Consider the following 15,667-nt stretch of genomic DNA (forward strand, 5'->3'; position numbering starts at 1 on the left):
CTCCTTAAGCTTTATAAGTTTCTTTGATCAATCCGACTGATAATGCACCGACAGCCATAATAATTCCACCAAGTAAGAACATGTGTGGTTGTGAATTACCAAACAATGGGAATAATGCAAAACTTAGTAATGATGCAACGATTTGTGGCAAACAAATTGAACCGTTGAATAATCCTAAATATGTACCCATGTGTTCACCTGATAGAGCATTTGTGATCATTGTTAATGGATATGTATTCATTGATGCCCATGCCATACCAACTAAGATAAATGAACCAATCAACAAGTATTGGCTATGAATAAAGAATACTGACACGAAACCAATTGCACCTAAAACTAAACTAAGTGCGTATCCTAATTTGTGATGGTTGTTAGGAACTTTGGCCAAAACATATGACCAAACAACTGCAGCAATCGATTGAACAGCTGCAAGAACACCATACCAGTTACCAGCAGCTTGATAGCCTGATGAGCTAGCGTTAGCTGTATTCCAAACGTTAACTGAAATTGCACCAGCTGAATATGTCCATAAATATTGGAATGCCATCCAGCAGAAGAATTGAACTAATGTAACAGTCCAGAATACTTTAGGTGCTTTCTTCAAAAGTGCTAACCAGTTACCACCAGTCTTATTGGCATCTTCTGAAATACCGTGATACTTAGCATACGTTGCAGGGTCATATTCTTTAACTCTCATAATTGTAATTACTGTTGAAATAACCAGAATAACTGCACCGAGATAGAACGACCAAATAACTGACTGTGGTACCACACCCTTCTTAGCAGTGTTAGCAAGACCAAATGCTGTTAAGACGAATGGGAAAATTGCAGCGATAACTGCACCGGTATTTGATAGAAAACTTTGAATACCGTATGCATAACTCTTTTGATCATCGTTTACCATATCACCGACCATCATCTTAAATGGTTGCATGGCGATATTTGAAGATAAATCAAGAAAGGCAACTGTAATTGCACCGAACAACAACGCTGCCATCGAACCATAACCGAAACCTAATGAACCTGAGTTAGGCAGTAAAAACATAACGATAGCAGCAACGACTGTACCTAAAATCAAATATGGAAGCCGTCTACCACCGAGTTTTGGTGCCCATGTCCTATCTGAATAGTAACCAACGATAGGTTGGACGATCAAACCAGCTAATGGTGGCAAAATGAAGAACCAACCTAAGTTATTTGGATCAGCTCCAATAGTCTGAAAAATACGACTCATTTGAGAACTTTGTAGTGTGAAGGCCATTTGAACACCCAAGAAACCTAAACTGAGCATCCAGATAGTATTTGAAGATAGTTTTGGCAAACCAGCACCATCTTGTGTTTTTTGTTTATTGTCTGACACGATGACTCCCCCTCATTTCTGATGACTTATTAATCTATGGTTTGCATTATAAAACCGTTTTCATATTTATGCAACCGTTTGCATTAAATTTATGTGATTAATTTTACAAAGAATGTTGCAACTTACTAATCAATTATTTTCATAAAATGCCTATTTGTAAGCGTTTTAAGAGACAAAAAAACTGGTCAAATTTTTATTTGATCAGTTTTAAATTATTTTATATGCAACAAGTAAATGTCGTTTTTTGTCAATATCCGGATCTTCAGTATCACTAAAAAGTAATAATACCGACTTTATTCCCATCTGTTCCGGAAAAAGATCAACTGTTTGAAAATTGCTTTTTAACAAAATAGACGGCAGTGAATTATTAAATCCCATTAGCTTTGGTTTCTTGTTCGGGAAAATTTTGTGGAATTCATCAAAATAGCCGATTGCGTTTAAATCATCAGTAGCTATTATTCCATCAACGTCTGGTTGCGATTTTATCTTATCCTCAAGACTATCCATATCATCAGCATTCATTGCAACCTCATTAAACTTGATGTGCTTCTCCTTAACTACTTTTTGAAATCCTTGGTATCGTTGTTGTTCATAAATCCAATTTTCCTTAGAGTGAACAAAGGTGATGTTTGAAGGAGATGGCTTTTGTAGCAAGGCCTCAGTTGCTCCTACTCCAACATCGACATTATTGTTATCAACGTAATAATCATTAGATTTAATTGGCTGCCCAATGACAATGAATCTTAAATTATTATCACGTAAGAATTGTGCAATTGGATCATTTTCTTGAGAATATAACAAAACAAATCGCTTGATTTTGCTTTGATATATCATCGATTTAACGTTCTTTTTTAGTTCTTCAGAAGTTTTGGCAATAGCGACCGACAATGCATAACCACGTTTGATCAGCTCGATATTAATTCCACTTAAAACATTGATAAAGAACGGATTACCAGTAATACTTTCTCCCCCGACTGGGAAAACGACTCCGACAGCACTTGCCTCACCTGTTGTCAGATTCTTTGCATTATAGTCTGGCAAATATCCAAGCTTATCAGCAATACCTTGTATTTTATCGATTGTATCTTTACTTATGTGTGGATTATTATTTAACGCACGAGAAGCAGTTGATGGTGATACACCGGCTTCTTTAGCGATATCCCTAATAGTTACCAAGTTATCACCCCTATTTCATCTACTCTATTTATAACATACTACTTTAATCTAAATATTTTGTTAAGCAAGTGATAAATTAACTTATGTTAATACACATAATCAATTAAAGAAGTTGTTATATGAGGCTTTATAATTTTATTTTCCAAATCTTATCATGGTAAAATCATCTCGGAATAAAATCACCAAATAACATATTGGAGCGTCAAAACTGTATGGAACAAACTTTAACAATGCTTTTAGTTTTAGGATTCTATGTTTTGATTGGATTTTTAATTTACAGATGGCACCTGATCAGAAAATATTTACCTCAAGTAACAAGAAACAAATACGTAATGAATGACAAACGAATCAGCAAATTTGCTCTAGCAAAGATTTCCAAGAAAATTGCTTTAAAAAGACCGTTAACTGATGATGAGAAACGAATTTTTAAGGAATCCAGTAAACTTGATTCTGAGGAATACCTACTCCAACAAAAAGAAAAGTTTAATTCAGTAAACTTTGAAGCTACTAATGGAATGCCAGTGGGTGGAGCAACCAAGATTCGTCAGACTGAAGATCAACTACTCTATTTCTCTATCGACTATCAACCCGATCCATCTGAGAAATATAAGCTTATAGAATACGATTGGTCTGGTCCCAGATATGAAACAACGTATACTACTACCGGAACTTCGAAAAATAAACATCTTGCACCTGTCTTCAAACATAAACGGGTTTCCAAATCTCAAACTAAAGAAAAAACCGTGGAACTTGCAACATTGGGAAAATTAGTACTGCTTAATGTCGAAACAAAAGAAAAAGTTTATTGTGAAGGCAATATTAATAGTATGATGAACAGCGCCATTAGTGGATTTAAAAGATGGCCAAATGAATCATCTGCCATTCATACGGTAAATAATATTAGTCTTGAAAAATCTTTGAGAGAACTAAAATCTCTGCACAATGATGGCATCATTACATCATCAGAATTTGAAGCGAAGAAAAAACAACTACTAGGAATTTAAAAAGGATCATCCAAATGGATGGTCCTTTGTTTATGCAGATTTCTTTTTTCTAAAAATGTGTGTTCTTACCCAAGGAATTACCCAGTAGTCTAAACCGATTTTACCGGCATTGAGACCAGCAATAAGAATGAAATACTCAAGGAAAATATATTCTGGATTTACAGAAACTGTACCCGCAAGCAAATATGAAAAGTTCATCAACAGTGCGAAAAATGCAGCCGCAGTAGTTAAACATCCAAATATAAGACCTAATCCAACTAAGAATTCACCCCAGGAGATCATGACGCTCATCCCTTGATAATGTGGTAAAAAAACTGAATGGATCATATCGTTGAACCATGGATATACAACATCACCAGATGGCCCTTTAACTGGGTTTTTGACTACTCCAGAAAGCATCCCTTTTGTTGCTTCTGAAAAGCCTCCAGTGATTTTACCCCAACCTGATAATGTCCACTTGATACCTAAATAAATACGGACAATTGCTAACAAGATTGAAGCTATTTTGTTATTTCGTAAAAATTTAACCAAAACGTTTCCCTCCTCTAAAAAAAAGATAACGTTTTCATTATATACGAATAGTTTTCATACGCAAATTATTATTTCTTATAATTTTCAAATTCATCGAACGACTTACCATCTCGATAGGCAAAACTTCTGGCAGCGAGAAATTTGGTAAATTTAATCCTGGAAATATCATCTTTGGAGATTTTTAATCTCGTCCACCCGTGATATAATCTTTTTTCTTTTAAAAATTTAACATCTTGTAAGTCTTCCAATTCAAAATCAACTAACTTAAGTGATTTTTTCTTGGCTTGAGCCTTATTTCTATTAGAATTTTCTTTCTCTTTAACGGCCACCCCATTGGGTTGAGCAGACTTATATGCATCAATATTATTTTTTTCTATCTGCTGAAATGTTTTCCTGTCGATCACACCCTGCTGCATTTGTTGTTTAGCTTGATTGTTAGCTTCAAGTACATCTTGCCAACTGTCTTTCCAATCGAGATAGTCCTCACGATAATTGCTAAAGATATTAGCGTTGTTTTCCTTTGCCGCTTCTACCACGGCATCACGCTTATTAATAACATCTTCTCGAACTATTCCATATGGTTTAACAATTGCAGTAAACATCAGAATATCGTCTGGCATTACTTCTTTACCAATCCCAAATACAGATTTATTCGCATTGACCCAAACATGATCAGTAACATCCGGATTGATTGTTCGACCTTTTTTATCCACTTCATCAATATCTTTAAGAAGTAACACTGGACCCTTACCACCGCCCTTAGTTCTCTTATGCGTAAATTCACCGACCGTTCCAGAAAACCATAATCGTTGTCCTACTTTACTCGCCAAATTAACTCTTTGATCAGACATGTTCTCATCTCACTATTTCTAATTAATTTAATTTTCTCACTTTAAAGTATTTATTTAAACTAACTATTAATAATTTTTCCCAAAGAGACTGACTTTTATGTATAAATTAATTAATTCGAAATTAGGAGAACAATCATTTGAATAATAATATTTGTAATGCTAAATTGATCACGTTAAGAATGACGGAGGGATCAAACATGACAGAAATTAATGGTTATACACAAAGTGACAATGAGAAGAAATTAGATATTTTAAATCTTCCAAGTCTGGAAAAAGAGGCAAAGAAAATTATTCCTACTGGTGGTTTTGGCTATATCAGCGGTGGTTCCGAGGATGAATGGACTTTACGTGAAAATACCAAAGCTTTTGACCACGTTCAAATTATTCCCAGAGTTTTAAGCGATATTGATGACCCACAAACAGACACCTCAATTTTTGGGATCAATGTTAAGATGCCAATCATGACATCACCGTCGGCAGCTCAAGGTTTAGCGCATTCTCAAGCAGAAAAAGATACTGCTCGTGGGATCGCTAAGGCAGGCACTATTATGTCGCAAAGTACTTACGCATCAACAACTATTGCCGACACAGCTGAAGCTGGAAACGGTGCACCACAATTTTTCCAATTGTACATGAGTAAAGATTGGGACTTCAATGAAAGTCTATTGAAAGAAGCAAAGCGAGTTGGAGCAAAGGCCATCTTGCTAACTTCTGATGCCACGATCGATGGATATCGAGAAGCTGATATTATCAATAAATTCCAATTTCCACTTCCAATGGCAAACCTAGAAAAATTCAGTTCAGGCGCCGGTAAAGGTAAAGTAATCGGTGAAATATATGCAGCTGCTGCTCAAAAAATCAGTCCAGCAGATGTCAAACGTATCAAAGATTTAACAGACTTACCTGTAGTTGTGAAAGGTATCCAATCTCCAGAAGATGCGCTACTTGCCATTGGTGCTGGTGCCGACGGTGTATACGTTTCTAACCATGGTGGTAGACAACTAAACGGTGGACCCGCTTCATTTGATGTTTTGGCAGATATCGCTAAAGCAGTAAATCATAAAGTTCCTGTTATCTTTGACAGTGGTATCCGTCGTGGATCACATGTTTTCAAAGCTCTAGCAAGCGGTGCTGATATGGTTGCCTTAGCAAGACCAATCATTTATGGACTTGCACTTGGAGGAGCCGACGGTGTGTATTCAGTTGTTGAACATTTGAATGACGAATTTAAGACTGTTATGCAACTTGCTGGTACAAAGACCATTGAAGATGTTAAACATGCAAAATTGATTCAAAAATAATTAATTGATATAAATTTTTAATATAGAAAACTACCAAAATAAGCCAAACATATAAAATTATGTTTGGCTTATTTGTATTAATTAATAACTATATAAAACGTTTTTATGGAATTATTTTTGGCAACATTTACTTATTGTTTCAACCATCATTTCCTTTAAAATTGATTTAACAGCAACATTTCATTGGAGAGGAAAATCATGTTGAATCCAAAATTCAATCATATTACAGCATTAACAGATATTATCAGTTGTTTAGTTTTCAGTTCAGCATGGTTATTTATGTTCCATAGTAGTTTTAATAAAAACTTTCTGAGCGAGACATTCCAAATTAGTCCTGTTTGGATTTTCTTTTATGTAGTCGCTGGAATTGGATTTCTGATTAATACTTTTCAAATGGATCGTCATAAAGATTGTCACATCACAAAAATTGGACCAATTTTGGGTATGACCGGTAATGGAACTTTCTTACTAAGCCCTTCTTTCGCCTTTCCTGCGATACTTATTTTACTAGTGGCAATTGTGTTCACGCTAATTAAAGAACCGCTTAAAAAGCAATTAAATTTGAATGAGGACAAATAGATGGAATCAAAAGTATTTTATAAGACATGGTGGTTTTGGTTAATCTACACTGCCGTTAGTATCATGCTAGTTGGAACAGCACTTCATATGCTTAATTCATCCAAAACGGCTAGTTCCAACGGACAAACCACCGCTCATACAAATGGAAAAATCAATAATAATTCCTTAACATTTAATGGTGCGAAGATAAAAATAAAAAATCACCGAATCTATAAATTAAATTTTATGGATGACAGCTGGACACCCACAAAAGTTGCTATTACCGAGGCAAAAATATTAAAACTGGATACGTTCAAAAACGAAAATGGAAAACCTTCAGAAGCTAATGGGATGGTGATACTCCACCTAATCATAACACCATCGAGAGATATCAAAACTTTTCCTGGACAAGGTACCCTATCGACCAATATAAGTAGCGAAACAAAAGGAATTTTGACTGGTATCTCCGAGTTCAAAACTAATTGGGGTGGTGCAATTGAAAAATCAGTCAAAAAAGAAGGCGACCTGATCTTCCCCATCAAAAACATATCAAAGGTCAGCGACATCACTAAGATAAAACTACAATTTGATGCTGATTATGATACCTCAGATAACGCAGATGAAGATTACACACATAATTACGATATCAACTTGAATTTACCATAGAAAATAGACTATCCAGCAAATTGGATAGTCTATTAATTTTTATTCTTCTTGTTTAACGTTTCGGGTCGGACTTACCCACGTACCTTGTCCATATCCCATGATTGTCTTTATAGCTGGGATAAATGTTGTTACAACAGACAAAGCATTTACCTGCCAATAAATCAGAGTGTAGAACGGCATAAACATTAGATATTTAAATTTACGCCCTCGATCATCAACTATCAATGCCGAACCTAGTTGTAATAATCCGGCAAACATTTCAAATGTCACAAAAATAAAGGACATCGCGAACATGTGGAACACTCGTTCATAATTCCCCACGAAAATAAATTGAATTAATGAAATCAAAAACAATATCAACGTTAAGAAATAGAAATGTGACCAGATGATACTTAACGTCTGATCGACGATAAACGCCAATTGTTTAGTGTATTTGAATGGATGAAGAACGATTTTCCAAAAGTTTGTTAACCATACTTCTGTTCCACCTTTGGCCCAACGCTTTCTCTGGTGATACAAACTCTTCAACGTGTCAGGAACGTTCATGTAAAACATAATATTTGGAGCAAATACAGTTGCCCATCCACTAATTTGATGGTCCCATGCAATACTAATATCTTCAGTGGCACGGTCCTGTCTAAATAAGCCGACATCTATCAAAGCGTCACGACGATACATTGTATTGGCACCGCTATACGCATACATGTTACCAAAGACACCAATTTGGCTACGTTTGATAACACCCACGATACTTGAAAACTCAACAGTTTGTGATTTTGCAATAATTGTATCTCTGTTTTGGACATCCATATTTGCAGTAACAGCAGCAATGTTCTTCCCGTCTTCCTTATAGAAGTAGTTCATATATTTCCATAAAGCATCTGGCTCTGGAATTGAGTCAGCATCATTACTCAAAATAAAATCACCTTTAGCAAAAGCTACACCAATATTGAATGCATGAGCTTTACCTTGGTTTTTCTCAATTCTAACTACTCGTAAATTCTTGTACTTTTTCATCAACCTATCCAAAATTTCTGGAGTGGAATCGGTTGAACCATCGTCTGTTACTAAAATTTCGTAGTTTTTATAGTCTAAATCATTCATTAAATAATCAATCGTACTTTCAATCATGACTTCCTCATTATGAGCCGGAATCATAATTGTAACGAAAGGTTGAATTGAATGATCAATTTCTTCGTATTCCGTTATTCTGTGTCTATATATTGTTTGATAACAGATGACACCAATGAACCAACAGAATGCACCCAAAATTGGGTATGAAACTAGTATCAACAGTAGAAAATTAACTACAGCATCAAAAGTTGAAATCCCCGTATGTACGTTCATTTTGTCTCCTCAAATTGTTTATAGATTTTATCGATCGTATCTACATCCAAATTTTGTTGTGGTGAAACTGAATAATACCTAACGTTGTTACGTCTGTTATTGACCTCACCAAACTCCTCAGTGTAGAAATCCTTGATAGCATTACGACGTGCCATCAATCTTTTTTCATCATAGTTGGTAATCTTTTTCACGTGTTGCTTTGTATAGTGATTATTATGCAACGTGAACAGAATAGTTACGATTGCCAATACGATGAACGCAATTATGAAGAAATGTCCGTATGAATAAAAAATATCTCTTCCTTCAGCATAGGACCAAACAGTTCTCATGAAGTTCTTGTTGACGAAAACCGTGGCTGATAAGGTCCAATATACTGGCACAACAACAAATATCCACGAAATTATCGTTAAAATGATTTGTCGAAATTTCAGCCAAAAATGACCTTTTTCGAAGAACGGATCATTGACGTACTTTTCAAGTTTCTCAACGTCCTCCATCTCAGTACTTGCTTTCATATTATTCCCCCTAAATAATGAAATTTTTATATGCAAAAACTATTTTCATTATAGTATGAAAATGTTCCTTTATCAAAATCAATATTTCGATAAAAATAACCAACTATTTGAAAATAAAAAAGACCTCAGGATTTCATTATTGAAGTCTCAAAGGTCAATATTATTAATAAGCCAATTATTGAAGATGTCTTGTGGGACTGACCCATGTACCATTGCCATGTCCTCGAATAGTTTGAATCGCAGGAATAAAGGTTGTAACCACAGCTAAGGAATTTACTTGCCAATATATCAATGAATAGAATGGCATGAAAATCAAGTACTTAAATTTTCTCGCACGATCATCAACTATTAAAGCTGAACTTAGTTGCAAAAGCCCTGCAAACATTTCAAATGTCACGAAAATGAATGACATTGCAAACATAAACGCCAGTTGATCATAGTTTCCAGTTACCAAAAATTCCGCAAATGAAAGGCAGAATAAAATTAGTGTCAGGAAATAGAAGAAAGACCACGTGATACTAAACGTATTGTCGATCATAAATGCTATTTGTCTAGAAAACCTGAAGGGATGTGTAAAGATGTTCCAAAAGTTGGATAACCACACCTCTGTACCGCCTTTTGCCCATCTTTGTCTTTGATGAAATAAACTTCTTAGGTTATCAGGAACGTTCATATAGAAGAAAATATTAGGTGCAAATACTGTTGACCAACCACTGATTTGATGGTCCCAGGCGATACTGATATCCTCAGTAGCCCTATCTTGACGAAACAATCCAACATCAATCAAAGCGTCACGACGATACATGGTATTGGCGCCACTGTATGCATACATATTGCCAAATACACCGACTTGACTACGTTTGATAACGCCGACGATGCTGGCAAATTCAACTGTCTGTGATTTGGCGATGATTGTATCACGATTTTGAACATCCATATTTGCTGTGACGGCAGCAATATTTTTACCATTTTTAGCATCAAAATAATTCATATACTTCCAAAGTGCATCAGGTTCTGGAATCGTATCAGCATCATTACTCAAAACAAATTCACCCTTAGTAAAAGCTAGACCAATATTAAATGCATGTGCTTTACCTTGGTTCTTTTCGATTCTGACAACTTTCAAATTATGATACTTTATCATGAGCCTCTGAAGAATCTCAGGTGTTCGATCCTTTGATCCATCATCAACAACAAGAACTTCATAATTCGTGTAATTTAAGTTATTCATCAAATAATTAATAGTTTGTTCAATCATTATTTCCTCATTGTGTGCCGGAATCATGATTGTGATGAAAGGCTCATCCTTTTGACTCATTTTATTGTAATTAACAATTCGATGCCTATAAATTAATTGATAACACATTAATCCTATTAACCAGCAAAAAGCTCCCAGTATTGGATAAGATACAAATATTAACAACAAAAAATTTACGAAAGCATCAAAACTCTGAATACCTGTGTGAATTGTCATTTTTTGGCCTCGAATTTCTCATAAATTTTATGTATAGCACCTACGTCGAAATTCTGTTGTGGATTAACGGAATAATATCTAATTTGGTTTCTTCTGATACTTCTCTCACCGAATTCTTGAGTGTAAAAATCTTTGATTGCTTCACGACGTTCTAGAAGTCTGTTTTCATCATAGATTGCATGTTTTTTTACGTGATGCTTGGTGTAATAGTTATTATAGAACGTAAATGACAAGGTAATAATAAACAGTACAATAAATGCTCCACCCAAAAACCGTGCAAACGAATAGAACATGTCCCTTCCCTGATTAACTGACCAAATTGTTCCCTTAAAACTCTTAGTTATGAAAACTGTTGCGGAAAAAGTCCAGTAAACGGGAACAAGTAAAACAATCCAAGCCAAAATGGTCAAGATAGTTTGACGTATTTTGAAAATCCAGTGGCCCTTCTCAAAATAAGGGTCATGGATAAATCTCCTCATCGAGTCTTTTGATCTCATATTACTCACCCATAACTTTAACTCCCCTATATATCTATTCATTGAAATTATTTAAGTTATTTAAAATGCCTAAAAACATACCGTTTAATTCAATCTCAATAATAAATATTTTGACCTCAAAAGCAAGAAATTAGAATATTATAAAAATGGCAAAAAGCCAGCTTATTAGTTAAATAAGTTGGCTTTATTTAGAGATAGATAACTGTTTATAATTTTGAATTCTAAAAGAGAAATAAAAATGTTAATGTATCCCAAACACAATGAATGATGATCGATGGCCACAGATTCTTAGTTCTTGCAAAAATCCAACCAAATACTAGCCCAAGAATCGAAACCGTAGCGATATTGTTGACCCATCCTAAAATATTCATTGGTGTCACAAAATAGATTGGCAAATGAATAAGTAAGAACATCAACATTTGGATAAAATTTGCCTTCCATGTCGTTAACTTTGTCAGGAGAATATTCATATATCCTCCTCTAAAAACAAGTTCTTCAAACACTCCTGCACCAATCGTTATGCCGAGAAATTGACTTCCATTTACAGTAAAGGGATGTTTGATAATGGATAAACCGTGACTGTACAAATATGCGGATCCAAGTAAGTATATGATTATAGCAAAAAGGATGATCCAAAATGGTAACGGAAAATTTCGATTAAACAATTTATTAATTGGCAATTTCAATTGTTGACGAAAACGGAACAATAATATTAATCCCAATGAACTCCAAACAACACCTTTTATTAGAAAATTAATTATGAATCCATAACTGTTCGGGAAAAAATCATTTTTTAAAATATACGAATAAAGAATTGTTTGGATTAAAAACCAAATCAACCAAAAAATCATATAACTCGTGATGAAGAACTTTTTATTGTTCATATGAAACCTCAATAATACTTTATTTATTCTGAGTATATATCCATACACGATAATAAAAAAGCAGAATGCTTTAAGCATCTGCTAAATTTAAGAATTCTCAATTCTGATTTTATTTATTCTAATTGCTGCATAAACTAGCACAACGACAATCAAAATCAAAATGATCAATAATTTAAAATGACTTTCGATAATTGCATTGCCACCGAACGAATAGATTATCGACATGGGTATTCCGCCTAGTACTGTAGCGATTAAAATAAATCTTCTGTTCAATTTTATATCAGTCACAGCCAAACTTACCAAAGAAGTAGGAATAAACGGAATCATATAACCAACCGCAATTCCCAACATTGGATACTTCATCTTATTTATCTCCGAGATCAATTTTGGCGACTTCTTAATGTCTACTTTTTCATGAAAGTATTGAAATATTTTCTGAGCGGTCAAATTCCCCAGAGTTACACCAACAACATTGATGACTGCACCAAGAAAATTTCCAAATATCACACCTGTTAAAACCGCAATCACAGATACTGGAACACCTGGAATAATCGAAAATCCAGCTAGTAACAATATCAATAGAAATGCGTCAAGAGGAGTCTGATCACGAATTTGTTTCAAAAAGTCCAACCGATTGAAACTATGAATGGCTATGGCAATATTGCTGTATTGGCGAATGCAAATAATTACCAATAAAGTAAACGCAAAAATGGCAATCACTATTCTTATTTTTTTTGAAGAACTCATTTCGCATCCCCTTTTGATTTTCCTACGTTTCCATTATCCAATATTTAAAAGGTAAAAAGAACTCTTATAAAGAAACTTTATTAGTTTCAAAAAAATACTCCTTGAAGTCATAGAAGAACTTCAAAGGAGTATTTTTCGAATTAATTTAGTTCACTTCTTAATATTCTTGAATCGAAGAGAAAATATAATACCCAAAATGGATAAAACTGCAGAAAAAAACATTGCAGCACGGAAGCCGTTAGTAAAGAATTTGGAATCAATTATACTACCGAATCGATAAAATACGATTACAACTAAAGTTGTTCCAACGGCTCCACCCAGTAAACGAAAGACATTATAAATTCCAGACGCTTTACCAATAGCTGTTGGCTCCACTGCACCCAAAACTGCTTTTTGCAGTGCTGGTCCAGCCATAGATAATCCGACACCTGCAAGTGCCAAAGGTATTACCATGGTAAAATAAGAACTTTGTTCATGGACAAATATGGAAATCAACAAATATCCAATGCCTTGAAAAATTAATCCGATAGTGGCAATCAACTTTTCACCATATTTATCAACTGCCTTACCTGCAAATGGAGCAACAATTACCAAAGTACCTGTCCATGGTAAAATTTCTAAACCAACAACCAAAGGATCAACTTTTCCTACGACTTGCAAGAATTGCGGAAGAAAAAATACCACACCGTACATTGCTGCATATAACAAAAACGTTGCTAAATTTCCACCTGTAAATGTCCTGGACTTAAAATATTTCAACGGAATCATTGGATTAGATTCAGTGTTTTGACGGAAAATAAACCAAATTCCAAGAATAATAGATAATAATCCAACAATTATTGCCATCATTGACATCGTACTGGATGTGATTTCAGATAATGACCAAATTAATCCAGCAAAAGTGAAAATTATTAACATAGTATCTAGCGGATTTATTTTATCGCGATTACCTTTACTCTCAGGCAACAGTTTGCTTGATAAATATATTGCAATAATTCCAATCGGAACATTTATCCAAAAAATCCATTGCCAAGCTAATTTCGCTACTATGAAACCACCAAGTGATGGACCAACTATCAACGCTAGCCCACCGATCCCACTCCAAATCCCTAATGCCTTACCACGTTCATTCTGTGGTATAGAATTAGTTAAAATGGCCATGGACATTGGAGTCATCACAGATGCCCCTATTCCTTCGATAATTCTTGAAACTACTAATAACGAGATGTTAGTAGATAATGCACAGAATACTGATCCAAGTGTAAAAATGAATATACCAATATTATAAATCCGACGACGACCAATGCGTTCCCCCATAGATACTCCAACCAGCAGCACCGCACCAATTGTTATATTATAGGCATTTAATGCCCACTGTAACATATTGACTGAAATATTTAGATCAGTCCTTATTGCAGTTGAAGCTGTGGTTACAATCATTGAGTCCATCATAGACATGAAAAAACCTAATGATGTCAAAATTAAAATCCAAGTAGTATTAAATTGCTTGGATTTTCCCGTTCCCGATGACGGCGCAGTTGCTGTAGATGCATTCATTTAAAATCTCCCTTGTACAATGTTTTTTGAACAGTTCAAGTATTTTTGAACTGTTTTAAAGTTACCATTAACCAAATAACATGACAAGATAATTTAAGCAAAAAAGACGATATAAATATCGTCTTTTTGAATTATTTATTTATAGATTTTAAACTCAAATATTTTTATAGAAATCAGTTACATACTTTTGAAAAGTTTGTTCGTTCAAACTAACATATTTCTCTCGTGCTTCTCTTTTGGTATGAATTAACTCAGCCGATTCGAGCAGCTTAAAATGATATGATCCAGAAGTCTTACTAATATTAATTGCCTTCCCAATCTCTCCACATGCCACCTCATGGTCTGAATACTTTAAGTACCGAATAATTTCAAGTCTAATAGGATCTGCTAATGCTTTAAGTACAGTGATTTGTAATTGATCGAAATCTTTAATTGTTTTTGTATTTGACATACACCTATTTTACGTGATGTTAGTTGAAAATTTCAATATTTAAATTTACGATTGGGAATCAAATAAAAAAAGAACACTCGAAAGTGTTCTTATACCAAAGGTGAGTACAGGAATTGAACCTGCGCGCCGGTATTAGCCGGTTCGCCGGATTTCGAGTCCGGTGCATTACCACTCTGCCAACTCACCATAAGCAAGGGTATTTTACCCTTTTTAATATTAATATTGCATCAATGTAAACATATCGTACCCTTTAATCTTGTCACGACCGTGCAATCCAGTCAACTCAATTAGAAAGGCTGTTCCAACCACGATACCACCCAATTTTTCTACAAGGTCGATTGTGGCTGCTAATGTTCCACCCGTTGCCATTAAATCGTCAACAACTAGAACTTTTTGGCCAGGTTTTACGGCATCTTTTTGCATCCATAATGAACCTTGGCCATACTCTAAATCATAAGTTACAGAAACAGTTTCACGAGGTAACTTACCTTTTTTACGAGCAGGTGCGAAACCTACTCCCAACTTGTAAGCTACTGGACATCCAACAATAAATCCACGTGCCTCCGGTCCAGCTATCATTTCTGCTCCACGACTCTTTGCATATTCTACAATTTCGTCTGTAGCAGCGGCATAAGCCTTACCATCAAGCATCAATGGTGAAATGTCTCGAAATAGTACACCTGGTTCTGGAAAATCCGGAACGTCGGCAACATATTTCTTAAAATCAATATCCATCTTAAATTCTCCA

General features: G+C 34.8%; 17 protein-coding genes and 1 tRNA gene. 4 read left to right on the forward strand and 14 right to left on the reverse strand.

Translation table 11 applies throughout. The features are described from left to right. Nucleotides 1-4: 4 nt before the first annotated feature. Both EKM63_RS01495 and EKM63_RS01500 read right to left on the reverse strand, forming a co-directional pair. Nucleotides 5-1,291: an SLC45 family MFS transporter gene (locus tag EKM63_RS01495; protein ID WP_125703446.1), complete on the reverse strand. Its 1,287-nt coding sequence runs from the start codon at nucleotides 1,289-1,291 to the stop codon at nucleotides 5-7. 276 nt (nucleotides 1,292-1,567) lie between these two features. Then, nucleotides 1,568-2,536, reverse strand: a complete 969-nt coding sequence (locus tag EKM63_RS01500) for a LacI family DNA-binding transcriptional regulator (RefSeq protein ID WP_125703012.1) — start codon at nucleotides 2,534-2,536, stop codon at nucleotides 1,568-1,570. A 212-nt stretch (nucleotides 2,537-2,748) separates the two neighbouring features. On the opposite strand from EKM63_RS01500, the gene EKM63_RS01505 reads away from it, so the two are divergent. After that, nucleotides 2,749-3,540, forward strand: coding sequence for an SHOCT domain-containing protein (locus EKM63_RS01505; RefSeq protein ID WP_125703014.1), 792 nt, complete (start codon nucleotides 2,749-2,751; stop codon nucleotides 3,538-3,540). A gap of 30 nt (nucleotides 3,541-3,570) precedes the next feature. Here the strand turns inward: EKM63_RS01505 and EKM63_RS01510 are convergent, their stop codons facing one another. Both EKM63_RS01510 and EKM63_RS01515 read right to left on the reverse strand, forming a co-directional pair. Continuing rightward, on the reverse strand, nucleotides 3,571-4,071 hold the full coding sequence (locus tag EKM63_RS01510) for a DoxX family protein (RefSeq protein WP_125703016.1): 501 nt from the start codon (nucleotides 4,069-4,071) through the stop codon (nucleotides 3,571-3,573). Between the two features lie 68 nt (nucleotides 4,072-4,139). Beyond that, entirely contained in the window at nucleotides 4,140-4,922 is a 783-nt protein-coding gene (locus tag EKM63_RS01515; RefSeq protein WP_125703018.1) for a hypothetical protein, read from the reverse strand. 197 nt (nucleotides 4,923-5,119) lie between these two features. On the opposite strand from EKM63_RS01515, the gene EKM63_RS01520 reads away from it, so the two are divergent. The 3 genes from EKM63_RS01520 to EKM63_RS01530 all read left to right on the forward strand — a co-directional run bounded on the left by EKM63_RS01520 (nucleotide 5,120) and on the right by EKM63_RS01530 (nucleotide 7,447). After that, entirely contained in the window at nucleotides 5,120-6,223 is a 1,104-nt protein-coding gene (locus tag EKM63_RS01520; protein ID WP_125703020.1) for a lactate oxidase, read from the forward strand. Between the two features lie 198 nt (nucleotides 6,224-6,421). After that, nucleotides 6,422-6,802, forward strand: a complete 381-nt coding sequence (locus tag EKM63_RS01525) for a hypothetical protein (protein WP_125703022.1) — start codon at nucleotides 6,422-6,424, stop codon at nucleotides 6,800-6,802. Then, nucleotides 6,803-7,447: a hypothetical protein gene (locus tag EKM63_RS01530; protein WP_125703024.1), complete on the forward strand. Its 645-nt coding sequence runs from the start codon at nucleotides 6,803-6,805 to the stop codon at nucleotides 7,445-7,447. Nucleotides 7,448-7,486: 39 nt separating this feature from the next. Here the strand turns inward: EKM63_RS01530 and EKM63_RS01535 are convergent, their stop codons facing one another. The 10 genes from EKM63_RS01535 to EKM63_RS01580 all read right to left on the reverse strand — a co-directional run bounded on the left by EKM63_RS01535 (nucleotide 7,487) and on the right by EKM63_RS01580 (nucleotide 15,654). Beyond that, nucleotides 7,487-8,794, reverse strand: coding sequence for a glycosyltransferase family 2 protein (locus EKM63_RS01535; RefSeq protein WP_125703025.1), 1,308 nt, complete (start codon nucleotides 8,792-8,794; stop codon nucleotides 7,487-7,489). Next, the gene (locus EKM63_RS01540; protein WP_125703027.1) at nucleotides 8,791-9,309 is read right to left on the reverse strand and encodes a hypothetical protein; all 519 of its coding nucleotides are present in this window, start codon (nucleotides 9,307-9,309) and stop codon (nucleotides 8,791-8,793) included. The genes EKM63_RS01535 and EKM63_RS01540 overlap by 4 nt, the downstream gene beginning before the upstream one ends. 175 nt (nucleotides 9,310-9,484) lie before the next feature. Beyond that, nucleotides 9,485-10,783 (reverse strand): glycosyltransferase family 2 protein, encoded by a 1,299-nt coding sequence (locus EKM63_RS01545; protein WP_125703029.1) that lies wholly within the window; start codon nucleotides 10,781-10,783, stop codon nucleotides 9,485-9,487. Further along, nucleotides 10,780-11,280: a hypothetical protein gene (locus EKM63_RS01550; RefSeq protein WP_125703031.1), complete on the reverse strand. Its 501-nt coding sequence runs from the start codon at nucleotides 11,278-11,280 to the stop codon at nucleotides 10,780-10,782. The genes EKM63_RS01545 and EKM63_RS01550 overlap by 4 nt, the downstream gene beginning before the upstream one ends. Before the next feature lie 221 nt (nucleotides 11,281-11,501). After that, complete coding sequence (locus tag EKM63_RS01555) at nucleotides 11,502-12,242, reverse strand: CPBP family intramembrane glutamic endopeptidase (protein WP_125703033.1); 741 nt, start codon at nucleotides 12,240-12,242, stop codon at nucleotides 11,502-11,504. 9 nt (nucleotides 12,243-12,251) lie between these two features. Next, nucleotides 12,252-12,911 (reverse strand): TVP38/TMEM64 family protein, encoded by a 660-nt coding sequence (locus EKM63_RS01560; RefSeq protein WP_125703035.1) that lies wholly within the window; start codon nucleotides 12,909-12,911, stop codon nucleotides 12,252-12,254. Nucleotides 12,912-13,061: 150 nt separating this feature from the next. After that, entirely contained in the window at nucleotides 13,062-14,468 is a 1,407-nt protein-coding gene (locus EKM63_RS01565) for an MFS transporter (RefSeq protein ID WP_125703037.1), read from the reverse strand. 154 nt (nucleotides 14,469-14,622) lie between these two features. Then, on the reverse strand, nucleotides 14,623-14,919 hold the full coding sequence (locus EKM63_RS01570; protein WP_125703039.1) for an ArsR/SmtB family transcription factor: 297 nt from the start codon (nucleotides 14,917-14,919) through the stop codon (nucleotides 14,623-14,625). Between the two features lie 98 nt (nucleotides 14,920-15,017). Next, nucleotides 15,018-15,105: transfer RNA gene (locus EKM63_RS01575), tRNA-Ser, on the reverse strand. 30 nt (nucleotides 15,106-15,135) lie between these two features. Then, the gene (locus EKM63_RS01580) at nucleotides 15,136-15,654 is read right to left on the reverse strand and encodes an adenine phosphoribosyltransferase (protein ID WP_125703041.1); all 519 of its coding nucleotides are present in this window, start codon (nucleotides 15,652-15,654) and stop codon (nucleotides 15,136-15,138) included. Between the last annotated feature and the right edge of the window lie 13 nt (nucleotides 15,655-15,667).

It is taken from the genome of Companilactobacillus mishanensis, assembly GCF_003946505.1.
Taxonomy (GTDB): Bacteria; Bacillota; Bacilli; order Lactobacillales; family Lactobacillaceae; genus Companilactobacillus; species Companilactobacillus mishanensis.